This is a genomic window from Micromonospora sp. NPDC049081, assembly GCF_040648835.1.
Classification (GTDB): domain Bacteria; phylum Actinomycetota; class Actinomycetes; order Mycobacteriales; family Micromonosporaceae; genus Micromonospora; species Micromonospora antibiotica.
In genome coordinates this window covers 117,611-139,586 of record NZ_JBEZEK010000008.1, presented here as the reverse complement: position 1 = coordinate 139,586, position 21,976 = coordinate 117,611, and the positions used below count along the sequence as shown (strand labels likewise).

General features: G+C 72.8%; 24 protein-coding genes. 16 read left to right on the top strand and 8 right to left on the bottom strand.

Going from position 1 to position 21,976, the window contains the following annotated elements:
• Positions 1-16 precede the first annotated feature (16 nt).
• Positions 17-1,237, bottom strand: coding sequence for an ROK family transcriptional regulator (locus tag AB0B63_RS14765; protein WP_208565950.1), 1,221 nt, complete (start codon positions 1,235-1,237; stop codon positions 17-19).
• Positions 1,238-1,652: 415 nt separating this feature from the next.
• Here AB0B63_RS14765 and AB0B63_RS14760 point away from each other — a divergent pair, with 415 nt between their 5' ends.
• Together AB0B63_RS14760 and AB0B63_RS14755 are read left to right on the top strand one after the other, a co-directional pair.
• Positions 1,653-3,683, top strand: a complete 2,031-nt coding sequence (locus tag AB0B63_RS14760; protein ID WP_357018507.1) for a beta-galactosidase — start codon at positions 1,653-1,655, stop codon at positions 3,681-3,683.
• A gap of 83 nt (positions 3,684-3,766) precedes the next feature.
• On the top strand, positions 3,767-5,053 hold the full coding sequence (locus AB0B63_RS14755) for an O-antigen ligase family protein (protein WP_357018504.1): 1,287 nt from the start codon (positions 3,767-3,769) through the stop codon (positions 5,051-5,053).
• Between the two features lie 5 nt (positions 5,054-5,058).
• Here AB0B63_RS14755 and AB0B63_RS14750 read toward each other — a convergent pair whose 3' ends face one another.
• Entirely contained in the window at positions 5,059-5,709 is a 651-nt protein-coding gene (locus AB0B63_RS14750) for a LysE family translocator (RefSeq protein ID WP_208565948.1), read from the bottom strand.
• A gap of 140 nt (positions 5,710-5,849) precedes the next feature.
• Here AB0B63_RS14750 and AB0B63_RS14745 point away from each other — a divergent pair, with 140 nt between their 5' ends.
• Both AB0B63_RS14745 and AB0B63_RS14740 read left to right on the top strand, forming a co-directional pair.
• Positions 5,850-6,398, top strand: a complete 549-nt coding sequence (locus AB0B63_RS14745) for a GNAT family N-acetyltransferase (RefSeq protein WP_208565947.1) — start codon at positions 5,850-5,852, stop codon at positions 6,396-6,398.
• Positions 6,399-6,492: 94 nt separating this feature from the next.
• The gene (locus AB0B63_RS14740) at positions 6,493-6,966 is read left to right on the top strand and encodes a DUF1992 domain-containing protein (RefSeq protein WP_219462006.1); all 474 of its coding nucleotides are present in this window, start codon (positions 6,493-6,495) and stop codon (positions 6,964-6,966) included.
• A gap of 46 nt (positions 6,967-7,012) precedes the next feature.
• On the opposite strand, the gene AB0B63_RS14735 is transcribed toward AB0B63_RS14740, so the two are convergent.
• Both AB0B63_RS14735 and AB0B63_RS14730 read right to left on the bottom strand, forming a co-directional pair.
• The gene (locus tag AB0B63_RS14735) at positions 7,013-7,597 is read right to left on the bottom strand and encodes a maleylpyruvate isomerase N-terminal domain-containing protein (RefSeq protein ID WP_357018499.1); all 585 of its coding nucleotides are present in this window, start codon (positions 7,595-7,597) and stop codon (positions 7,013-7,015) included.
• A 52-nt stretch (positions 7,598-7,649) separates the two neighbouring features.
• Complete coding sequence (locus AB0B63_RS14730) at positions 7,650-8,546, bottom strand: NAD(P)H-binding protein (RefSeq protein WP_357018496.1); 897 nt, start codon at positions 8,544-8,546, stop codon at positions 7,650-7,652.
• A gap of 88 nt (positions 8,547-8,634) precedes the next feature.
• Here AB0B63_RS14730 and AB0B63_RS14725 point away from each other — a divergent pair, with 88 nt between their 5' ends.
• Complete coding sequence (locus AB0B63_RS14725; RefSeq protein ID WP_357018493.1) at positions 8,635-9,363, top strand: TetR/AcrR family transcriptional regulator; 729 nt, start codon at positions 8,635-8,637, stop codon at positions 9,361-9,363.
• A 185-nt stretch (positions 9,364-9,548) separates the two neighbouring features.
• Here the strand turns inward: AB0B63_RS14725 and AB0B63_RS14720 are convergent, their stop codons facing one another.
• Positions 9,549-10,235 (bottom strand): hypothetical protein, encoded by a 687-nt coding sequence (locus AB0B63_RS14720; protein WP_208565943.1) that lies wholly within the window; start codon positions 10,233-10,235, stop codon positions 9,549-9,551.
• Here AB0B63_RS14720 and AB0B63_RS14715 point away from each other — a divergent pair.
• From AB0B63_RS14715 to AB0B63_RS14705, 3 genes are all read left to right on the top strand, one after another.
• Positions 10,218-11,288 carry an alpha/beta hydrolase gene (locus tag AB0B63_RS14715; RefSeq protein WP_357018490.1) on the top strand — a complete coding sequence of 357 codons (1,071 nt, stop codon included), beginning with the start codon at positions 10,218-10,220 and terminating at the stop codon, positions 11,286-11,288. The genes AB0B63_RS14720 and AB0B63_RS14715 overlap by 18 nt on opposite strands.
• 495 nt (positions 11,289-11,783) lie before the next feature.
• Positions 11,784-12,230, top strand: coding sequence for a TnsA-like heteromeric transposase endonuclease subunit (locus tag AB0B63_RS14710; RefSeq protein ID WP_357018487.1), 447 nt, complete (start codon positions 11,784-11,786; stop codon positions 12,228-12,230).
• A gap of 70 nt (positions 12,231-12,300) precedes the next feature.
• Entirely contained in the window at positions 12,301-12,816 is a 516-nt protein-coding gene (locus tag AB0B63_RS14705; protein WP_357018484.1) for a GNAT family N-acetyltransferase, read from the top strand.
• A gap of 396 nt (positions 12,817-13,212) precedes the next feature.
• Here AB0B63_RS14705 and AB0B63_RS14700 read toward each other — a convergent pair whose 3' ends face one another.
• Complete coding sequence (locus AB0B63_RS14700) at positions 13,213-13,611, bottom strand: VOC family protein (RefSeq protein WP_357018481.1); 399 nt, start codon at positions 13,609-13,611, stop codon at positions 13,213-13,215.
• 98 nt (positions 13,612-13,709) lie between these two features.
• Here AB0B63_RS14700 and AB0B63_RS14695 point away from each other — a divergent pair, with 98 nt between their 5' ends.
• The 7 genes from AB0B63_RS14695 to AB0B63_RS14665 all read left to right on the top strand — a co-directional run bounded on the left by AB0B63_RS14695 (position 13,710) and on the right by AB0B63_RS14665 (position 18,911).
• Positions 13,710-14,681 carry a YafY family protein gene (locus AB0B63_RS14695; RefSeq protein ID WP_357018478.1) on the top strand — a complete coding sequence of 324 codons (972 nt, stop codon included), beginning with the start codon at positions 13,710-13,712 and terminating at the stop codon, positions 14,679-14,681.
• 148 nt (positions 14,682-14,829) lie between these two features.
• Complete coding sequence (locus tag AB0B63_RS14690; protein WP_357018475.1) at positions 14,830-15,414, top strand: hypothetical protein; 585 nt, start codon at positions 14,830-14,832, stop codon at positions 15,412-15,414.
• Positions 15,415-15,608: 194 nt separating this feature from the next.
• Positions 15,609-15,998 carry a cupin domain-containing protein gene (locus tag AB0B63_RS14685; RefSeq protein ID WP_208565939.1) on the top strand — a complete coding sequence of 130 codons (390 nt, stop codon included), beginning with the start codon at positions 15,609-15,611 and terminating at the stop codon, positions 15,996-15,998.
• Between the two features lie 92 nt (positions 15,999-16,090).
• Positions 16,091-16,609, top strand: coding sequence for a DUF2087 domain-containing protein (locus AB0B63_RS14680; protein WP_357018472.1), 519 nt, complete (start codon positions 16,091-16,093; stop codon positions 16,607-16,609).
• 147 nt (positions 16,610-16,756) lie between these two features.
• Positions 16,757-17,179, top strand: a complete 423-nt coding sequence (locus tag AB0B63_RS14675; protein ID WP_357018469.1) for an Hsp20/alpha crystallin family protein — start codon at positions 16,757-16,759, stop codon at positions 17,177-17,179.
• Between the two features lie 106 nt (positions 17,180-17,285).
• A complete protein-coding gene (locus tag AB0B63_RS14670) occupies positions 17,286-18,284 on the top strand; it encodes a tyrosine-type recombinase/integrase (RefSeq protein ID WP_357018465.1) in 999 nt (332 codons plus the stop codon).
• 84 nt (positions 18,285-18,368) lie between these two features.
• Positions 18,369-18,911: a TetR/AcrR family transcriptional regulator gene (locus tag AB0B63_RS14665; protein ID WP_208565936.1), complete on the top strand. Its 543-nt coding sequence runs from the start codon at positions 18,369-18,371 to the stop codon at positions 18,909-18,911.
• 46 nt (positions 18,912-18,957) lie between these two features.
• Here AB0B63_RS14665 and AB0B63_RS14660 read toward each other — a convergent pair whose 3' ends face one another.
• Positions 18,958-20,664, bottom strand: a complete 1,707-nt coding sequence (locus tag AB0B63_RS14660; RefSeq protein ID WP_357018461.1) for an acyl-CoA dehydrogenase family protein — start codon at positions 20,662-20,664, stop codon at positions 18,958-18,960.
• 110 nt (positions 20,665-20,774) lie between these two features.
• Between AB0B63_RS14660 and AB0B63_RS14655 the strand changes: the two genes are divergently transcribed.
• The gene (locus tag AB0B63_RS14655; RefSeq protein WP_208565934.1) at positions 20,775-21,233 is read left to right on the top strand and encodes a hypothetical protein; all 459 of its coding nucleotides are present in this window, start codon (positions 20,775-20,777) and stop codon (positions 21,231-21,233) included.
• Between the two features lie 12 nt (positions 21,234-21,245).
• On the opposite strand, the gene AB0B63_RS14650 is transcribed toward AB0B63_RS14655, so the two are convergent.
• A complete protein-coding gene (locus tag AB0B63_RS14650) occupies positions 21,246-21,962 on the bottom strand; it encodes a thymidine kinase (protein WP_208565933.1) in 717 nt (238 codons plus the stop codon).
• Between the last annotated feature and the right edge of the window lie 14 nt (positions 21,963-21,976).

The following is a 21,976-nucleotide window of genomic DNA, read 5'->3' as shown; positions in this document are numbered from 1 at the left end:
GTGACCGGCACCGGGATCAGGCGGTGGGGAGTCGACCGGCCTCGATGGTGGCCAGCGCGGCGGCGGCGCCGCCCAGCGCGGCGGCGGCGGAGTCCAGCGTGGAGGCTTCCAGGCGGCACCCGCCGGCCTGCGGGGCGAGGGTGCGGGCGGCCAGCTCGATGCGGGCGGCCGGCAGCAGCCAGGGCGCCAGGGTGGCGAAGTGTCCGCCCACCACGATCGCCTCGGGGTTGAGCAGGTTGGCCAGGATCGACGCCCCGTGCCCGAGGTGCCGGCCGATCTCGGCGAGCCCGGCCAGCACGGCCGGGTCCCCCTGCCGGGCCGACGCCACGATCCGGTCGAGTTCCGGCAGGTAGTCGGTGACCGGGCCGTCCCGCCCGGCGTCGGGCAGCAGCCGGTCGACCACGGCCGGTAGCGCGGTCGACGCGGCCAGGCAGCCGCGTCGACCGCACGGGCAGGGTGGTCCGGCCGGGTCGAGGCAGAGGTGGCCGAGTTCGCCGGCGTGGCCCCGGCCGCCGCGCAGCAGCCGGCCGCCGGCGAGCACCCCGGCGCCGACGGAGATCCCGCCGGTGAGGTGGACCAGGTCGGTGGCTGCGGCGTACCCGCCGTGTCGCTGTTCGGCCAGGACGGCGAGGTTGGCGTCGGTGTCGACGGCCACGGTGAACCCGGTCTCCCGCAGCGCGGCCCGTAGGTCGGCGGCGAGCGGCACGTCCCGCCAGCCGAGTCCGCTGGCCAGGGGCACACCCCCGGCGGTGTCGACCAGGCCGGGCACCCCGACGGTGAGGCCGAGCACCGTCCGCCCCTGCCCGGTGACCCGGCCGATCGCCCGCCGGGCCAGGGTGACCAGGGCCCGGACGGTCTCGGCGGGGGAGGCGGTCGGGGCGGGGAACGCCCGTCGCCAGGTGAGCAGCCGGTTGCCGCCCAGGTCCACGGCGACCACCACCAGGTCGTCCGCGCCGACCTGGAGGCCCAACGCGGCGTACGGGGCGCCGTCGAGGACGAGCATGGTGGCGGGCCGGCCGACCCGGTTGCCGGTCAGTCCGGTCTCGCGGACCAGCCGCCGGTCGAGCAGTTCGGTCACCAGACTCGACACGGTGGCCTTGTTGAGGCCGGTGGCGGCGGCGATGTCGGCCCGTGAGCAGGGTGCGTGCAGGCGGACGTGTCGCAGGACCACGGCCCGGTTGGCCACCCGGACGTCGCCCAGGTCGGTCGGCTGCGGTTCGTTGTGGATGCTGATCACGATCTGCCCGCTCCCTGCGCCCGACGGTGGGTGGTGCCGGTGCATCGTCGCCCACCGCCGGCCCCCGCACGGGTACGCCGGTCGGCCGGTGGGCGATGCTGCCCGGCGGGCCGGTGCACCGTCGGAAAGTCTGTTCGGCTGGAAACTCAACTAACTCTACCGGCCCCCGATGGCGGGGTGTCCGGGCCGGTGTCACCCCGCCGGGGAAGGGTTGGCCACGATCGTCCCGTCCGGGACCAGGGGCGGTCGGTACGGCATCGGCGTCTCCTCGGCAAGCGCTCTGCGGCGGTACCGACAGTTTCTTTGCCTTCCCAACGAACTGTCAACGATTAGGTTTGATTGGGCCACGATGTAACCGATTGACATGGGCAAATAGTCTTCATAGTTTGGACACCTATCAAACAAAGTCAACGGGATGGTGGGTATGTGGGACGACGGGCGGCTCTGCCACGGCGGTGACTACAACCCCGAGCAGTGGCCCGCCACCACCTGGCGCGAGGACGTCGCCCTGATGCGCCGGGCCCGGGTCAACCTGGTCACCGTCGGCGTCTTCGCCTGGTCCCGCCTGGAGCCGGCCCCCGGCCGCTACGACTTCGGCTGGCTCGACGAGGTGCTGGACCTGCTGCACGACGGCGGCATCCGGGTCGCCCTGGCCACCCCCACCGCCTCCCCGCCGCCCTGGTTCTCCCTGGCGCACCCCGACGCGCTGCCGGTCACCGCCGACGGCGTACGACTGCACCACGGCAGCCGCGACACCTACTGCGCCGCCGCACCCGCCTACCGGGCCGCCGCCCGGGGTATCGCCGCCACCCTCGCCGCCCGCTACGCCCACCACCCGGCGCTGGCGATGTGGCACGTGCACAACGAGTACGGCACCACCTGCCACTGCCCGCACACCGAGGCCGCGTTCCGCCGCTGGCTCGTCGACCGCCACGGCGACCTGGACACCCTCAACGCCGCCTGGGCCACCAGCTTCTGGAGCCAGCACTACGCCGACTGGGCGTACGTGAGCACCCCCCGGGCCACCCAGTACCTCGGCAACCCCGGGCAGCTGCTGGACTTCCGGCGGTTCTGGTCCGACACCCTGCTCGCCGCGTACGTCGAACAACGCGACCTGCTCAAAGCGGCCAACCCGGCGGTCCCCGTCACCACCAACTACGTCCTCGGCGACTGGGTGCCCGTCGACCACGCCCGCTGGGCCGCCGAGGTGGACCTCGTCGCTATCGACCACTACCCGTCGGCGGTCGACGGCGGCGCCGAGGAACAGACCGCCCTCGCCGCCGACCTGGCCCGCGGGTGGGCCCGACACGGACGCCTGCGCTCCGCCGACCCGGCCCGCGCCACCGCCCCGGCGACGTGGCTGCTGATGGAGAGCGCCGCCAGCCAGATCCACACCCCCGGCCGGGCACACACCAAGGAGCCCGGCCGGATGGCCCGGCACAGCCTCTCCCACGTCGCCCGCGGCTCCCGGGGGGCGATGTTCTTCCAGTGGCGGGCCCCGGCCGGCGGCGCGGAGCGCTTCCACTCCGCCCTGGTGCCGCACACCGGGGCCGACAGCCGGGTGTTCCGGGAGTCGGTACGCCTCGGCGAGCACCTCGACCGGCTCGCCGAGGTCACCGCCGGCGAGACGGCCGCATCCGTCGCACTGGCCACGGACGCCGCCAGCGGCTGGGCGCTGCGCCACCCCGGGATGCCGTCCGAGCTGCTCGACGGGCACGCCGAGCTGGCCGCCGCGCACCGGGCGCTGTGGCGGGCCGGGTACGGCTGCGACGTGGTCGTCCCCGGTGACCCCCTCGACCGGTACCGGCTGCTCGTCCTGCCCGCCCTCTACCTGGCCGACGACACCACCGCCGGCTGGGTCCGCGCCCACGTCGAAGCGGGCGGGCACCTGCTGGTCAGCTACCTCAGCGGGGTCGCCGACCCGCACGCCCGGGTCCACCTCGGCGGCTACCCCGGCGCCTACCGTGACCTGCTCGGCCTGCGGGTGGAGGAGTTCCATCCGCTCGCCGCCGACGAGCAGGTGCTGCTCTCCGGCGGCGGGACCGGCCGGATCTGGTCGGAGACCGTCCAGCTGCACGGCGCCGAGCCGGTCGGCACGTACGTCGGCGGGGTCCTCGACGGCCGACCGGCGGTGACCCGGCACCGGGTCGGCGACAGCACCGCCTGGTACGTGTCGACCCGACCCGACGACGCCACCTACCGTCGCCTGCTCACCGAGGCGGCCCGGACCGCCGGCGTGCACCCGGTCTGCCCGGACGCCCCACCCGGGGTGGAGGCGGTCCGCCGCACCGCCCCCGGGGCGAGCTGGCTGTTCCTGCTCAACCACACCGACCGGCCGCAGCGGGTGCCGGCCGACGGGCTGGACCTGCTCACCGGCGTCCCCGCCGACGGGGCGGTGACCCTGCCCGCCGGGGCGGCGGCGGTGCTGCGCGAGCACCCCCGGTGACCCGCGGGTGGGTCCGCCGATGACACCCGTCACAGCCGGTCCGCCGATGACCACCCGGCCCGGCCCCGCCTACCCTTGCCCCGGTGTGGACGAGAAACACGGCACCGCAGCGGGCGCTACCCCTCTGGCCGCTGTACGCCATGTTCGCGGCGATGCCGTTGTGGTGGCTGCTCGGCGGCCTCTACCTGGGGTGGGCGCTGTTCGGAATGCTGCTGGCGGTGGTCCTGCTCACCCACGGCAAGGTGGTGTGGCCGCCCGGCTCGGCGTTGTGGTTCGTCCTCGTCGGGCTCGTCCTGATCAGCGCCACCCGGCTGGAGAAGGCCAGCGGGCTGCTCGTCTACGGACTGCGGCTCGGATTCGTGCTGACCGCCTTCGTGGTCTACCTGTACGTCTACACCGCCGCCCGGCAGGGAGCCCGGTGGGAACGGCTGTTCCAGCCGGTGCTGTTGTACTGGCTGGGGATGGTGGCGCTCGGCTGGGTCGGCGTGCTGGCCCCCCGCCTGGCGTTGACCACGCCGGTGGAGTCGCTGCTACCCGACGGGCTGGCCGGGCAGCGGATGATCCGGGCGGTCACCCACGTGCACTCCACCGAGTTCAACCCCACCGGCCGTAACCCGTACTTCCGTACGGCGGCCCCGTACCCGTACACCAACAACTGGGGGACCGGCTTCGCGCTGCTCGTGCCATGCGTGTTGGCGTACCTGTCGGCGGTGCGGACCGGCCCGCTGCGCCGGGTGCTGGTGGTGTCCCTGCCGTTGGCCCTGGTGCCGGCGTTCCTCACCCTCAACCGGGGCATGTTCATCGGCCTGGGGGTGGGGCTGGCCTACCTGGGGCTGCGGGCGCTGCTGCGCGGCGACGTCCGGCTCATCGGCACCATCACCGCCGGCGTGGCGGTGGCCTGGGTGATCACCCTGGTCGTCCCGGTCGGTGACATGATCATGAACAGGGTGGAGAACACCGACTCGACCCGCGACCGTGCCGATCTCTACCGGCAGACCCTCGACGCGGTCCTGCGTTCGCCGCTGCTCGGCTACGGCGCCCCGCGCAGCGCCGACACCACCACCGGCGCGGAGCCGCTCGGCACCCAGGGGCAGGTCTGGCTGACCATGTACAGCCACGGCGTCCCCGCGCTGCTGGCCCTGCTCGCGCTGCTCGTGGTGCTGGTCCGCAGTACGGCGGTCGCGGTGTCCGCCGCCGGCCGTTGGTTGAGCGTGGTGCCGGTGGTCGCCCTGGCCCTCGCCCCGTTCTACGGGTTCACCGACATGAACCTGTCGGTGATGTTCTTCGCGATCGGGCTGGCCGTGGCTGCCGTGGACGGCCCGGTGAACCGGGAACTACCGACGGCGGCGTCCCGACCGTCGCCGGTCTGAGCGGATCAGCCGCTGGCCACTGCCGCCCGGGACCGGTCGGCGGCGATCCGTACCGCCATCGCGGCGAGCACGCTGCCGGTCACCCACCGCTGGACCCGGGCCCAGCCCGGCCGGCGCACCAGGAAGGCCGATACCGACCCGGCGGTCAACACGATCAGGGTGTTCACCGACAGGGCCACGACGATCTGGGTGCCACCGAGCAGCAGGCTCTGCACCGCCACGTCACCCCGGGTGGGATCGACGAACTGCGGCAGCAGCGACACGTACAAGATGGCGATCTTGGGGTTGAGCAGGTTGGTGAGCAGTCCCATGGCGAACAGCCGGCGCGGCCGGTCCACCGGCAACTCCTGCGGGGTGAACGCCGACCGCCCACCCGGGCGCAACGTCCGCCACGCCAACCACAGCAGGTACGCCGCACCGGCCAGCTTCACCGCCGTGTACAGCGGCGGCACCAGCACGAAGACCGTGGCGATGCCGGCGACGGCGGCGGCCAGGTAGACCCCGAACCCGGCGGCCACCCCGAGCAGGGACACCAGCCCGGCCCGGCGGCCCTGGCTGACCGACCGCGACACCAGGTAGACCATGTTCGGCCCGGGGGTGAGCACCAGACCGAGCGCCACCAGGGCGATTCCCGCCACCGCACCGACCGTGACCATCGCCGCCCCCGCTCCGCCGTCCCCGACCGCACCCTACGCCGCCGCGCCGTCACCGGCAGTCCCGGTACGACGTGACGCCGGCCCCGAACCCGGTAAGGCAGGGGTTCCGGACCGGCGGTGACAGCGGCCACACTGCTCAGATGTCGGTGACCCTGCGGACCGCCCCCACCGCCGCCGCCCCTGCACTGGTCCTGCGCTGGTGGCGCGACGACGACGTCGACGCCCTGGTCGAGGCGCACCGGGACCCGGAGCTGCGGGCCCGGACCCGCAACCCGTTGACCACCCCGGCGCAGGCGCGACGCTGGGTGGCCGGCAACCGGCAGGGCTGGGCGGCGGACCGCCGGTTCAGCTTCGCCGTCTGCGAGCCGCTGCCCGCCGGCGAACGGCTGGTCGCCTGTGTCCTGCTCAAGGACGTGGTGCCGGGACGCGCCGACGCGGAGATCGGCTACTGGACGGCCGGGCCGGCCCGTGGCCGTGGCGTCGCGTCCCGGGCGGTGGACGCGGTGAGCCGCTGGGCGTTCACCCGGTTCGCCGCGACCGGGCTGACCCGGCTGGAACTGCTGCACCAGGTCGACAATCCGGCGTCCTGCCGGGTGGCGGAGAAGGCGGGGTTCCCCTTCGTCGAGGTGCTGCCCGCCCGGCCACCGTTTCCCCGCGACGGGCACCGCCACGTCCGCCACCACGGCTGAGCCGGCCACCGGGCAACCGGGAATGCCGGCCCCCGCGTCGGCGCTGCACCGGTGACGGCCAGGGCGGATACGGTGGACGGGGGAGGTGCCCGCGATGGTGGACGCGTGGGAGGCGGCGGTCGAGGCGCAGATCCGCAGCGCCCAGGAGCGCGGCGAGTTCGACAACCTGCCCGGCATGGGCAAACCGATCCCCGGCCGGGACCTCCCCTACGACGAGTCTTGGTGGATCAGGAGTTTCCTGGAGCGGGAGGCGCTGCCCACCGACCTGCTGCTGCCCACCCCGTTGCAGTTGCGCCGCCGGGTCGAGCAGGTCCCCGACGAGGTCCGTGACCTGCCCACCGAGGAGTCGGTCCGGGAGTTCGTCGGGCTGCTCAACCAGGAGATCGTCGCCTGGCTGCGGTACCCCGAGGGCCCCCGGGTGGTGGTCCGCCCGGTCGACACCGAGGCGGTGCTGCGCCAGTGGCGGGCCCACCGCGCCGCCCGGAACGCCGCCGCCGGGGCCGCGCCGGCACGGGCGCTCCCGCCGCGTCCCGGGCGACGGTGGCGCTGGCCGTGGCGGCGGGCCTGAACGACCGCCGTCGGCCCGCCGGCGCCCGATCCGGCCCGGCTGCGGGTCAGCCGACGGCGGCCCGCCAGGTCCAGTCGGTGCGTCGCGGCCGGCCGGCCAGGGCGATCCGCCCGGTCATCCAGAGCAGCACGTCGGCCGGATCACCGGCGGGTGCGTCGGGGAACAGCCGCCCCAGCACCGCCGCACTGGGCGCCGCCGGGGGCCGCCACGCCACCCCGAGCCCACCGGTGATGTCGTACGTGTGCAGCAGCGTCTCGGCGATGCCCATGGCGGCGAAGCCGGGCGGGTCGCAGGGCCCCCAGTGCCAGGCCCGGGTGTGCGCGGGCACGGTGTCGAGCGCGGCGGCGAGCAGCCCCCCGCAGGCGGCCACCACCACCAGCACCTGCGCCGGGGTGGCGTCGGGGCGTACCCGCAGGTCGAGCGGGAGGTAGGCGGTGTCGGGGCGGCCGGTGAGCTGGGTGGCGTAGCCGAGCAGGTCATGGGCGATGTGCGCGGCGGTCGCCCAGCACGACCAGTCCAGGCCACCGGCGGGCCCGGTCCAGTCCCGGTCGGTGTACGGGCCGAGCGTGCGGGTCGATTCGTCGATGGCGTCCCGGATCCCGCGACCGGTCAGCCGTTCCTCGGTGGGCATGCGACCGATCCTCGCACCACCGTGTCCCGCGCGCCGGGCCGTGTGGCGTGGCTCAGGCTCGACGTGCGGGCTGAGGGCCGGTGGGAGACCCGGCGGCGACGAGGGTTTCGAGCACCGACCGGGCAGGCGTCGGACGCCGGCCGAGGAGTGCCGCCAGGGTCGGGTCGGTGACGGCGAACTCGCCCCGCCGGGCCGCCCGGTACATGCCGAGGGTGAAGTCGGCGGCGGCCCCGGGCATGCCCCGGGCGACGGCGGTGGCCCGCCACTCGTCGTCGTCGAGGACGACCCGGGTGACGGTACGTCCGGTGAGGTCGGTGAGGATGCCGGCGACGTCCGCCAGGTCGAGCATCTCCCCGGCGGTCAACGCGGGGGTGACGCCGTCGAGCACGCCCTGACCGGTCAGCGCGATGGCGGCGGCCTCGGCCAGGTCGTCGTGCGCGGTCCAGGACACCGGCCCGTCGGCCGGTGCCACCAGGCGGCCGGTGGTCAGGGCGTCACCGATGACGAACCCGAGGGCGCCGGCGTAGAAGCCGTTGCGCAGGGCGGTGAAGGGCACCCCGGTCGCGGCGAGGTGCTCCTCGGTGGCGGCGTGGGTGACCTGGGCGGGGAAGAGGGAGTCGCGGGAGGCGGCCTGGTGGCTGGTGTAGAGGATGCGGGCGGCTCCCGCGGCGCGGGCGGCGTCGACGGCGGCCCGGTTCGCGGTGACCGCGTCGCCGCCCCGGATGGCGGCGGACACGATCAGCACCCGGTCGGCCCCGGCGAAGGCGTGCTCCAGCGTGGCGGGCTCGGTGAAGTCCCCCCGGCGGACCCGTACACCGCGTTCGGCCAGGTGGGCGGCCTTGTCGACGTCGCGCACGCTCACCCCCACGGTGGTGGCGGGCACCCGGGCCAGCAGTTGGTCGACGATCCGGGAGCCGAGCTGCCCGGTGGCACCGGTGATGACGAACACGAGAGCGACCCCTTCGACGAATCAACGTTACTCCGCAGACGTTAACACCGATATTTCGTCGCTAACAAGGGGCTGTTATCGTTGATTCGTGACCGTGACGCCCGACACCCCGCCCCGCGACGACGTACGATCCGACATCGTCGCGGCAGCCGCCCGCCTGCTTCGTGAACACGGGGCACACGCGGTGACCACCCGAGCCGTCGCCCAGGCCGCAGGCGTACAGGCACCCACCATCTACCGGCTGTTCGGTGACAAGAACGGCCTCGTCGATGCCGTCGCCGAACACGTGCTCGCCAGCTACGTCGCCACCAAGACGCACCGCACGGATGCCGCCCCGCTCGACCCGGTGGCCGAGCTGCGCGCCGGGTGGCGTACGCACCTGGAGTTCGGCCTGGCCAACCCCGAGTTGTTCCGGTTGCTCGGCACGCGCGGGCCCGGCGACCCGTCCCCGGCGTCGGTGGCGGGTCTCGCGGTGCTGCGCTCGCGGGTGCGCCGGCTCGCCACCGCCGGCCTGCTGCGGGTCGACGAGCAGCGGGCCACCATGATGATCCACGCCGCCGGTACCGGCGTCATCCTCACCCTGCTGGGGACCCCCACGCCGGAACGCGACCCCGGACTGGGCGACGCCGTGCTCGACGCCGTCCTCGGCGGCATCCTCACCGCCGCCCCGGTGACCCCCGACCCGACCCTGCGCACCGTCGCGGTGACCCTCGCGGCGCTGACGCCCGACCTGCCCGGCCTCACCGACGCCGAACGCACGCTGTTGACCGAGTGGCTCGACCGGTCGCTGGCCCGGCTGCGCCACCCGCAGCCGTAGCCGACCCGGACCCGCCGGCGTCCCGGTCCCGGGCGGCAGGGCCAGCGACGTCAACGTCCCCGCGCCGGTCGGCACCTCGCCACCGTGCCCGGCGACGGCGCGATCCACGTCCGGCCGCAGGCGGCGAGAACGCTCCGCAGGTGCTCGCCGCCCTCACGCCAGTGGCGGAGCCGCGGCCGTGACGCTCAGCGGAACCGGTCGACGGTGACGGGGATCAGCCCCTGGAACCGCACCTGCGCCGTCAGGCCGTGCAGGAGCACGCCGACCGGATCGTCACGGTCGCCCGTCAGGTCGCACGTCACATCCAGTCCCCAGGCGGCGCCCGCGGCGATCCGGCGCAGCTCCCAGCGGAAGGCGTCGCGGCCCACCCGACGGCGCACCGGGCCCAGGACACGCACCCCGGGATCTGCGAGGTCGCCGGTGACCGGCATCTGCCACGCCTCGCCGAGCGCCGTGAGGCCACCCGGGGTCAGCGCGCCGGCGAACAGGATCCGGTAGAGGCGCGTCTCGCGGAACCCGGGGGTGGCCTCGCGCCCGTGCAGCAGCAGAGGCGGCGACGGCGGTACGGCAGGTGCACCGAAGCACGTCCGCAGCACGGCCTCGTGCGGCAGGGCGGCCCCGCAGAGCTCCTGGTAGAGCGTCGCCGCGCCGGTCCGACTGACGGGTGTCACCCGGGCCCGTAGCGCGGGATCGACACGCAGGCGCCGGCTGGTGGCCGACGCGTCGCACCACCGGCCCTCCGAGCGGCTCCAGCCGCCACCCACCAGCCCGACGCAGGAGTGGTCCCCCGCGAGAAGGAACTCCTCGACCAGCAACCCCTCGGGCTCGCCGACGCCGTCGTGGACCACGTAGTAGTGCAGAGCCGTCGTCACCCGTCGATTGTCAGGCCGGCGGCGTACGACCACGATCCGGCTCACCGCAGCCGCTGCCCTACCCCGCTATTATCCCACGGGCGCATTCTTTCGCTACAGCGGGTAGTGACTTACGTGCGATCCGGTGACCGCTACGGTGCCGGCATGCTTACTGGCGAGGAGAAGTTCGTTCGTCGCGGGCACGTCCGGCTGTGGACCGAGCGTTTCGGCCACCCGGACCACCCCACCGTCCTATTGATCATGGGCACGTCCACCCAGGGCATCGGCTGGCCCGACGACCTGGTGGAAGCCCTGGTGGACAGTGGCCGGCAGGTGATCCGCTTCGATCACCGTGACACCGGCCGTTCCGACTCCGTCGATTTCACGGCGCACCCCTACGCGCTCGCCGACCTGGCAGCCGACGCGGCAGGTGTCCTGGACGGCCACGGCGTCACCGCCGCGCACGTCGTGGGGACGTCGCTGGGTGCGGCGATCGGGCAGTGGCTCGCCCTGCACCAGGCGTCACGGGTCCGCACGCTGACGGCGATGGCCTCTTCTCCGATGGGGAACAACCCCGGTCCGGCGTGGGCGCGGGCGATGGCGGGCCAACCGCCTGCGGCTGATGAACTCCCGCCGCCGACGGCGTGGTTCCTCGGCCATCTGATGGACGCGGCGAAGGCGCCCCGCGCGACGGCCCGTCAACGCGTGGACGCCGACGTGCGGACCTGGCGGGTGCTCAACGGTGGTGTCCTGCCCTTCGACGAGCCGGCTGCGCGGCGGTTCGTCGAGCACTGTCACCAGCGGGCCGACAACCTCGCTGCCGCCGCGAACCACGATCTGGCCGGCCGGCGCTGGGACGACGACCGGCGGGCGGCGCTGTCTGGCATCACGGCCGCGACGTTGGTCCTGCACGGCAGCGACGACCCGCTGTTCCCGCCGGCCCACGGTGAGGCCGTCGCGGCGCAGATTCCCACCGCGCGGCTGGAGGTCGTGCCCGGGATGGGCCACCACCCGTTCTTCTCGCCCGGGCTCACCGAACGGATCGCCGGCTCGATCATCCGCCACACGAGCTGAGTCGCCCACCCCGCACCCGGGCCACAGCCCGGCACGGATCCCTGCGTGGCCCGGGTGCGGTCGGTCCCGTGGGAGCCACCGTGGCGGCCATCCGGAGTGAGGACGTCCGGATGGTCACCACCCACCCCTGCATCAATTAACGGATTACCAGTAATGACAAACCAGTAATTGGATCAGCCAAAACGGGCATAACGGCGTAGCACCATAATGACTGTTATGGTGCTACACCTCGATGTTGCTTCGGCGAGGGCAGGTGACAGTGCAAGCTGCGAGTGGTGTCAACTGCCAGTTGAGGTGAGGCACTGCCAGCGTGTCTGAGGCATCTCGCTGTTGCTGCCAGTCGAGGTGAGGCACATCGTGATGGGGGGGCTGGCTTCAGCGAGGGCGGGTGGCGGTGCACGCGGCGAGAGCAATGCCTTCGGCGAGACCGGATGATCGGTTCGAGCTGCTTTACGTGGACGCTCTCGGTGAACGTCAACGAGAACCGCTGTCGCTGTGCTGGGGTTTCCGTTCGAGCGGGCTGGGGCGGTACGTCAGTTCACGTCTCGTCGCGGCCAGCGGAGCTTCTCGGGCCTGTGGTACTTCGCCAGCAGCGATGAGCACGTGGGTTTCGAGTCCTGGCTGGAGCGGGACCGGCTGATGATGTTGGACGCGGATCCCGAGGTCGTCGCGGTGTCGTCGCAGCCGTTCTGGCTGTGCGGGCAGGACGAGGATGGTCGTTCCGTACGCCACGCGCCGGACTACTTCTTCCGCCGTCGTGATGTAACCGCCGTGGTGCTCGACGTCCGGCCCGACGACCGGCCGTTACCCAGTGGATCATGGGCCAGATCGACGCCGTCCGGAAGCCGGACGACCATCGACTGCTGCGGCGTCACCAACCACCCGAGCACTACGAACGATCCGCTGGCATTCCACGCCCGAGAGACGGGACGTCCTCGTTGATGTTCAGACCGGCCCATCTGCAAGAGGCAGAGGCCAAGCCAACACACGACAAGCCTCCTTCGGAGAATCCATGCGAACCTCGCTGAGCACAACGCGTCTACTTCTGCGCCCGTTCACCTTCGCCGACGCTGAGGCACTACACGCCATCTTCTCCGATCCGGAGACCAACACCATCGGATCGGGCCCGTTCACCTCGCTACCCCAGACCCACCAGTGGATTCAGAACCGCATCGCCGCGCAGCAAGACCACGGATTGTGCTGGTATGCGCTACGAGCAATAGATACCGGCGAGCTCATCGGCAACTGCGGCGTGTTGCGCGGCCGAAGCTCCTACGCCGAGCCTGAGATCGGCTACATGATCCACAAAACGCACCAAGGGCAGGGACTGGCCACGGAGGCCGCCACGGCCGTCCTGAAGGAGTGCCGAACCTCCGGCATCCAACGCGTCTGGGCCAGCATCCGACCTCACAACACCGCGTCGCGCCGAATAGTGGAACGACTCGGCATGCACGCTGAACGCACCGATCATGACGAACGCGGCCCCCTCATCTTCTACACCGTCGACCTCCGCGCGCCCGATGCATGAGCACGCGCCGATCACGGTTTGCCGCAAGTCAACTGGCAGGAACGCTCATGCCCTTTCTGCCAGTCAATCTGAGGCACCGCAGCTCAGGAGCATCTCAGTGCCTCAACTCAACTGGCAGACGACAGCTGCGAGTGGGGTGCAGGGCGAACGCGTTGTCGACGATCTCGGCGTCATCGCCGTACTGCGCTGTCCTGCCTCGTGGGCCTGGCACAGTTGATGCTGCTCGGCGCTCGGCCGCTGTCGCGCCGTCCCGGTGAAGATCACCGATCCTGGTAGGAGATCGCCTCGACACGATGGACGGTGTCAGGCATCGCCGTCGGTCGTACGCCTGGGGCAGCGCGCAGTGCTGTGCCGACGGCGGGCGGGTACCGCCGCACCGACGCTACGGCGATCCGGTCAGCGGCTGAACTTCTCGATCGCCTCGGGGGTCACCGGGGTGAAGAAGTTGACCAGATTGCCGTCGGGGTCGCGGAAGAGCAGGGCGCGGTTACCCCAGGGCATGGTCGTGGGTTCGGTCACGAAGTCCTCTAGCGCGTTCTTCAGTTTCTCGTAGAGCGTGTCCACGTCGTCCACGAGGAACTCGATGATCACGGTGTGGTTGTCGGCCGGGCGGGCCGAGCCGGGTGCGAACAGCGGGACCGTGCGGGTGCTGCCGATCGCCAGCGTGCCGTGGGTGGTGCGCAACTCGGCGAAGTCCTCGTTGCCCCAGGCCGCCTGCACGCCCGTGATGTTCTCGTAGAAGTCGACCAGGCGGTTGACGTCGCCGGTGATGATGCGGATCGAGACGAAGTCCATGTCTTCTCCCTGCTCAGTACGGTCGTGTCAGAGACGAGACCCACGCTAGACCTGATACCGGACAGATCTGGTCCGGTATCAGGTCTAGAGTTCAGGCCGTGGCACGACCGACAGCTCAGGTACTCACGCTGCTGGAGCTCCTGCAGTCCGGCGGCATCCGGACGATGGCCGAACTTGCCGAGCGCCTGGGTGTCGAACCGCGCACGGTGAGGCGCTACGTGGGTCATCTGGTCGACCTTGAGGTGCCGGTCGAGTCGGTGCGGGGTCGCCACGGTGGGTATCGGCTCACCGCCGGATATCGTCTGCCGCCGCTGATGCTCAGTGACGACGAAGCACTGGCCGTCCTGCTCGGCCTGGTCGCCGGCCGCCGCGCCGGGTTGGCGACGGCAACGGGTACGGCGGGCGAGACGGCCGCCGCGAAGATTCGTCGCGTCCTGCCGCCGAGGATCGCGGATCGGCTGGACGCCGTACTTGAATCCCTCGCTTTCACCGCCGAACCCGGCGAATTCCCTGCGCCGCAGACAGGTGTATTGCTCACCGTCGCCGACGCGGTCCGCCATCACCGGCCGATCTCGCTCCGATACACCTCGTGTGACGGCCGGCAGAGCGCTCGCGTGCTGCATCCGTTCGGGCTGGTCAACCATGCCGGCCGGTGGTACGTCACCGGGGCCGATGCGGAGGTTGGCGAGGATCGGACCTTGCGGCTCGACCGCATCGTGGACGCGAGAACACTTCCTGGCTCGTTCGAGCCGCCGCCCGCCGGAAACGATCCGGCAGGGCGCCTGCTCACCTCGATGGCACGAGCGCCGTACCGGCATGCGGTGACGCTGCGGGTACAAGGAACACTTGAGCAGATCCGCACCCGGTTACCGGCCAGCATCGCCGAGGTGCGAGCGGACGAGGACGAAGGCTGGCAGTCGGTGGAGATCCGGGCCGAGAGTCTCGACTGGCTGCCCGCCGTGCTCGCCGCGCTCGACCTGCCGTTCGTCATCGAACGCCCGGATGAGCTCCGCGACCGTGTCATCGCGCTCGCCGACCGGCTGGCGAACTCGGGAAGGACGTTGCCGTGACGCATCCTCAGATACGGGGTCAGTCCTTCTACAGCGAGAGTGATGTCCCCGGCGAGGGCCGGCCATGGGTGCGCGGTGCGCAACGTCGGGCAAGTGTGCTGACTCGATGAGCGGGCTCGGGCGGTGGGCACCACTGACTCCACCGCAGGTGGTGGACCGGTTTCTCCACAGCGACATCCAGAAGCCCTGGTGGATGGCCGGCGGCTACGCGATCGAGCTGTTCACCGACCGTGTCCTTCGGCCTCACGGCGACATCGACGTGGTGATTCTCAGACGTGACCAACAGGTGGTCCATCAGGTTCTGCGGGGCTGGGACCTCCAGGCCGCCGATCCGCCCGGACACCTGCGGCCCTGGCCGTCCGGCGAGACGCTTCCTGAGCATGTCCATGACATCTGGTGCCGGGAAGACCGCACCTCACCCTGGCGAATCCAGTTCATGATCGAGGACGCCGAGGGTCAGCGGTGGCGCTCGCGACGCCACCCGGCGGTGACACTTCCCGTCGCCCACCTCGGGCGTCGTACGAACCGGGGCTGGCCCTACCTGGCACCAGAGGTCCAACTCCACTACAAGGCGAAGCCGGTGAACCAGCCGGCCAAGGACGAGATCGACTTCGCCGCAGCACTGCCACTTCTCGGCGGACCGGCCAGCCGATGGCTCGACAACGCTCTGCGGACCACGATCCCCGACCACCACTGGCGTGCAGCGCTGAGGACCCACCGGCGTGGGTGGTGAACGCACGCCGGGCGGCAGTTCCTCGTCGCGGCCTGCCGCACCTTGAGTAGGCGTCGGGGACGACTCGTCGTCTCGGCGGTGGCGCACCGTGGGCCACCAGGGGCAGGGCTCCCCGGGTGGTCGTCCGGCAGCGGGTGTACGCGCGCCGGCGGGTACCGACGGGGTGCCTGGGCCGGCGGTGCCAGGATGGTGCGATGAGCGACGAGCCGATCGACCTGGTGTCCGCGCTGGCCTCCTTCGACCAGTTGTGGAGCCCTCGCATCGTCACCCGGGTCAATGACTACGACGTACGGGTGGCGAAGGTGGCCGGGGAGCACGTGTGGCACACCCACGACCACACCGACGAGTTCTTCCTGGTGCTCGACGGTGAGCTGCACATCGGGCTGCGGGAGGACACCGGCGAGCGGACGGTGGTGCTGCCGCGCGGTGCGGTGTACGTGGTGCCGTGCGGGGTGGAGCACCGGCCGTCCGCGCCCGACGGGGCGTCGATCCTGATGTTCGAGCCGTCGGGGACGTCCAGTGTGGGGGACCGGCACGAGGAGGTGCCCGCGCACGTGGACGCCACCACCGGGCACGCCCTCTGAGCCGGACGGCTCCCACCCGCCAGCCACCCCGCCCGGTCCCGGTGGGCGTAAACGTCTGGCGGGGCCCGGCGGGCGCTGGCAGGGTGACCGGCATGACGGCACAGGCGCTGGCGGGTGCGCTCGCCGACGAGACGCGACGGCGGGTCTTCGCGGCGATCGTGCTCGGCGGTGGTGATGTGGCGGCGGTGGCCGACCGGGCCGCGCTGCCGCTGCGCCAGGCGGTCACCGCGGTGCGACGGTTGACCGACGCCGGGCTCGTCGTCGAGGCCGGCGGTGACCTGCGGGTGGACGCCGGGCGGCTCCGTGACTACGCGCGTGTCGCCCGCACCGCGCAGGTCGCCGAGGAGCCGGCGCAGCGGGTGCTGCGGATCTTCGTACGGAACGGGGTGTTGTGGGGTCTGCCGGCGCAGCGGGGTCGGCGTCGGTTGCTGCTCGCCCACGTCGTCACCTCGTTCACCCCTGGCGTGCGGTATCCGGAGCGGGCGGTAGACGAGGTGTTGCGGCGGTGGTGCGACGGCGGCGGCACGGACCATGTGACCCTGCGCCGGTATCTGGTCGACGAGGCGCTGCTGAGCCGGGAGCAGGGGATCTACTGGCGTACGGGGCCCTGACGGGCGGCCGGGGAGTCGACCGTGGTGCAGCCGGTCGGGGGGTGGGTTGACGGGTGGCCCGCGACGGGGTAAATACTGAAGTACGAGTTGAGTCGACCTGACTCAACTCAAGGACCTTCGGCCCGAGGAAACCGAGGAGGCACGACCATGCTGATGCGTACCGACCCCTTCCGTGAGATCGACCGGCTCACCGAGCAGCTCTTCGGCACCACCAGCCGCCCCGCCGTGATGCACCTGGACGCCTGGCGCGACGGCGACCACTTTCACGCCGCGTTCGACCTGCCCGGGGTGGACCCGGACAGCATCGACTGCACCGTGGAGCGCAACGTGCTGACCGTCCGCGCGCAGCGCCGCCGGGCCACCACCGACACCGTCGAGCTGGTCGCCGCCGAACGCCCGATGGGCACCTTCTCCCGGCAGCTGTTCCTCGGCGACACCCTCGACACCGACCGGCTGGAAGCCACCTACGAGCACGGGGTGCTGACGCTGCGCATCCCGATCGCGGAACGGGCCAAGCCGCGCCGGGTGCCCGTCACCGCCAGTAACGGCCGCAAGCAGCTGACCGCCTGATCGCCACCGCTGCGGTGGGGCCCGGCCCGGCCCCACCGCAGCGGTGCACCGGCGACACCGGCGCGCCTCACGGTGAATCCCCGCCGAGGCTGAGAGTCTTTTTCGCATGCTGCGTCCCGACGTCCCCGTCCTGCCCCGCGCCTCGGCCCGCCTGGCGCTCACCGGCACACCGGTCGACTTCACCGAGGCGTGGTTGCGTAACCGTCGGTTATCGGCGCACACCCGCGACGCGTACCGGCGCGACATCGCCGGCTGGCTCACCTGGTGCGCCGCCGGTGACCTGGACCCGTTGCGGGCCAACTTCCTCGACGTCAACGCCTACGCCCGGCAGTTGGAAGCGACCCCGTCGGCGCGCAGTGGTCGGCCGTTGACCCCGGCCACCGTCGCCCGGAAACTCTCCGCGCTGTCCAGTTGGTACGAATTCCTGGTCAAACTGCGGGCGGTGGACGCCAACCCGGTCGCCGGCGCCGACCGGCCACGCATCGACCGGGATCACTCGGTAACCGTGGGGCTCACCCCGCAGGAGGTCGACGCCCTGCTCGCCGCCGCCGACACCGACACCGGCCCGACCGCCGCCCGCAACCGGGCCGCCGTCGCCCTGCTGGCCGACCTCGGCCTACGCGTCGGTGAGCTGGTCTCGCTCGACCTGACCGATCTCGGGGCCGAGCGCGGCCACCGCAGCGTCCGGTTCGTCGGCAAGGGCGGCAAGGCCCGCCGTCGCGCGCTCACCCCCGGCACCGCCCACGCGGTCGACGCCTACCTCGCCGACCGGGCGGCGACCGCCGGGGTGAGCGTCGACGCGTTGACCGGCCCACTGCTGGCCACCGCCACCGGTGGCCGCCTCGACCGGCACTCGGTGTTCCGGCTGGTGCGCCGGTTGGCCGAGGCCGCCGGCATCGCGGCGGCGGCGAAGCTGTCCCCGCACTCGCTGCGGCACGCCTTCGCCACCACCGCCCGCGAGGAGGGGGTGCCGTTGGAGGACGTCCAGGACGCGATGGGACACGCCGACCCACGGACCACCCGCCGCTACGACCGGGACCGGCACAACCTCGACCGGGACCCGGCGTACGCCATCTGGGCGGCCCGGGCACGGCGGCGCAGCTGAGAAAACCGATTGACGGAGTAAGCGCTCACTCCCGAGCCTGGTGCCATGACGGCACCCGGGGGACGTCGGCGGCGCGCGCCGGCCATGAGCGCCGACCGACGTCGCGCCATGATCGTGCAGACCGCCCTGCCGCTGCTGACCCGCCGGGGCACCGCCCTGACCACCGCCGAGGTGGCCCGCGCCGCCGGGATCGGCGAGGCGACGGTGTTCCGTGCCTTCGCCGACAAGCAGGCCCTGCTCGACGCCTGCGTCGCCGAGGTCCTGCGCCCCGACCCGCTGCTCGACCAGTTGGCCCGGGTCGAGCGGACCCGACCCCTCACCGACCGGCTCACCGAGGCCGCCACGGTCATCCACACCCACCTGGCCCGGTTGGGTGCGGTGCTGGGCGCCCTGCACGCCGCCGGCCGCTCCCACCGGACCCCACCGCCCACCGGTGCGGCGGTCCGCGCGGCGGTGGCCGCGCTGTTCACCCCCGACGCCGACCGGCTGCGGTTGCCCGCCGACCAACTCGCCGACCTGTTCCTCGGTCTGCTGTCCCCACCCGGACCGTTGGCCACCGCAGCGCCGTCGACGACCGTCCTGGTCGACCTGTTCCTGCACGGCGCACTCACCACCCGCGACCACTGACCCCGCCCACCGGGTCGGGCCGGCGCGGCAGACCCGGCAGGTGGGCTCAGCCGAGCAGGTCGAGGTGGTGGTGGGCGTCGGCGGCGATGTCCTCGTGCCGCAGCCACCGCCGGGCCCACAACCGGGCGGCCACCTCGGCCTGCCCGTCACCCCAGGCGGCGTGTTCGACCAGCAACGCGGTGGCCAGCGCGTACGCCATCCGCAGGGCGAGACCACGCGCGCCGGCCAGCACCGCGACCGCACCCGGGTCGGCGGTGACCTCACCCAGGGTGTCCCGCAGTTCCCCGACGACCGTGGCGAGGGTGTCCGCCACCACCGGGGACAACGGCCGGGCCAGGTCCACCGCCCCGGCGAGCCGCCGCAGCAGCGGCGTACCGGCATCCTCCCGGGTGACCGCGCGCAGCACGTCCAGGGCCAGCACGTTCGTGGTGCCCTCCCAGATCGGCAGCACCTGGGCGTCGCGCAGCAACCTCGGTACCCCGGTGTCCTCGACGTAACCGGCCCCGCCGAACGCCTCCCCGTACTCGGCGGCACTGGCCACCGCCAGCCGACCGGTGGCCAGCTTCGCCAACGGCGCGACCACCCGCAGCTCGGCGGCGGCCTGCGGATCACCACCGACCTCCACCCGGCCGAGCAACGCGAACGCATGCCCGGCCAGGGCGAACGCGCCCGCCGCGTCGACCGCCAACGTACCGAGGGTGGCCCGGTGCAGGGGGTTGTCCAGCAACGACCCACCCGCGACGTGCCGGCCGCGCGCGTACGCCAGCGCGTAGGCCAGACCCCGCCGCATCCCCGACGCGGCGGCCGAGGCGTTGTGCACCCGGGTCACCACCACCAGGGTCATCGCCCGCACCAGGCCCGGCACCACCGGGTCACCCAACGGCAACGCGTACGCGTCCCGCAACCCGATCTCGGCGGTCGGCAACGCCCGGGTGCCCAACTTGTCCTTCAGCCGGTGCACCACCACCCCCGGTGCGGGGTGGTGCGCGGCGGCGGTGCTCCCCGCCAGCGGCGAGTCGGCGGCGTACCGGGGCACCAGGAACGGGGCGAGGACCCGGCTGCCCCGCCCGGCGCCCTCCGGCCGGGCCAACGCCACCGCCATCGTCGCGTCGGCCGCCGAGCAGAACCACTTCTCCCCGGTCAGCCGCCACGACCCGTCGGCGGCCGGCCGCCCCAGCGTGCTGGTGCCGGACAGGTCGGAACCGCCCTGCGACTCGGTCATCCACTGCCCGCTGACGATCGCCGTGTCCGGGTCGGTGGCGATCAACCGGGGCAGCCAGGCGTCACGGACCTGCACGTCGACGTCGGGGCTGCTCAGCAGCGCCGCCGCCCCGTCGGCCATCGCCACCGGGCAGGAGAACGTGGCCGACTCCGGCCCGTACAGGTGCAGCAGGGCGTGCTGGACGACGCGGGCGGCGGCCCCCCACCTGCCGCGCGCCGACTCCAGGTAGGGCAACGCGACCACGGCGTGCCGGGCGGCGGCGGCCCGCTGCGCCTGCCAACCGGTGCTGGTGTCGATCCGGTCGACGCGGGCACCCCACGGGTCGTAACGCACCAGCGTCGGCGGGTGGGCCTCGGCGTCGGCGTGCGCGGCCCGCAACGGCCCGACCACGTCGGCGGCCAGCGCGGTCAGCTGGTCCTGCGCGGCGGCGTGCCCGGCCGGCCCGAGCTGCCGGGTCAACCACGACCGCAGCAACCCGTCCCCGGCGTACGGGTCGTCGATGTCCGTCACCGGCTGCACGTAGCGGCTCATCCGTCGCTCCTTCACCAGGGGTGTGCGCCGACGGTAGACGATCGGCGCGGCGGCGCGACAGGGGCGAAGCGGCTGCGCGGCACCGCCCCACCCGCATACCGTCGCAGGTGATGGGTGTGGAACAGGCGTGGACCCGACCGGCGCGGCGGCACCGCCCGGTGCGCACCGGGCTGTTCCTGGGCGGCCTCGCCACCGGCCTGTGCCTGGTCGGGGTGGCCGGGCTGGGCGTGTGGAACGCGCAGGTCGTGGTGGGCGCGACCGGCCCGGTCCGGGAGACCGCCGACGGGTTCTTCCGGGAGTTGTCCGCGGGGCAGGTGGACCAGGCCTACCGGCGGTTGTGCGCGCAGACCCGGGGCCGGTGGAGCGAGGTCGGTTTCGCCGGGTGGGTCCGCACCCCGCCGGTGGTCACCGGCTACGAGATCCTCGACGTGTCGGTACGCACCAAGGGGGGTCGGCCCGCCGGTGAGGTGGCGGTGCGGGTCACCCGCGACGGTGGGGCCGCCGAGCAGCGTCGGCTGCCGGTGGTGAAGGAGGACGGCAGGTGGCGGGTCTGCGGGGACCCGTACTGAACCCGTCCCCGCTCAGGCCCGGGGGCCGAGGTCGCCGGAGCGGTAGTGCCGCCGGCACAGCACCTGGTAGCGCACGTCGGCGGTGTCGACGGTGTCCCCGATGACGACCTGCGCCCCCTCACGGACCACCCGCCCGGCGACGACCCGGGCGTTGAGCAGGCCCTCCCGGCCGCACCAGCACAGCACCTCCACCTGGATGCGGGCCACCTCGTCGGCGAGTTCGAACAACCGCCGGGCGGCCGGGAACAGGCAGGACCGGAAGTCGGTGGCCAGACCGAAGGCGTACACGTCGACGTCGTAGCCGTCGACCAGCTCGGCCATCTGCTCGACGTGCGCCACGTCGTAGAACGACGCCTCATCGCAGATCAGGTAGTCGATGCGGACCCCCTCGGCCCAGGTGTCGCGGACCAGGGCCCGCAGGTCCAACTCGTCGGTCACCTCCACCGCCGTGTGGGCCAACCCGATGCGGGTGGTCACCTGCGGGCCCAACGACCTGTCGATGCGGGTGGTGACCAGCCCCCGCCGCCCCTGCCGGGCGTGGTTGTAGTTCATCTGCAACGCCATCGTCGACTTGCCGCAGTCCATCGGACCCCAGAAGAACTTCAACGCGGCGGCGTGCAACGGGCGGCCGTCGACGCCCCGCGCGGCGGCGCAGCCGGCCCCTCCGTCATCCGGGCCGGGAAGCGGGCGGGCCAGGCAGGTGGGGGTGGCAGCGGCGTCGTCGGTCACGTCGGGGCAGCCTA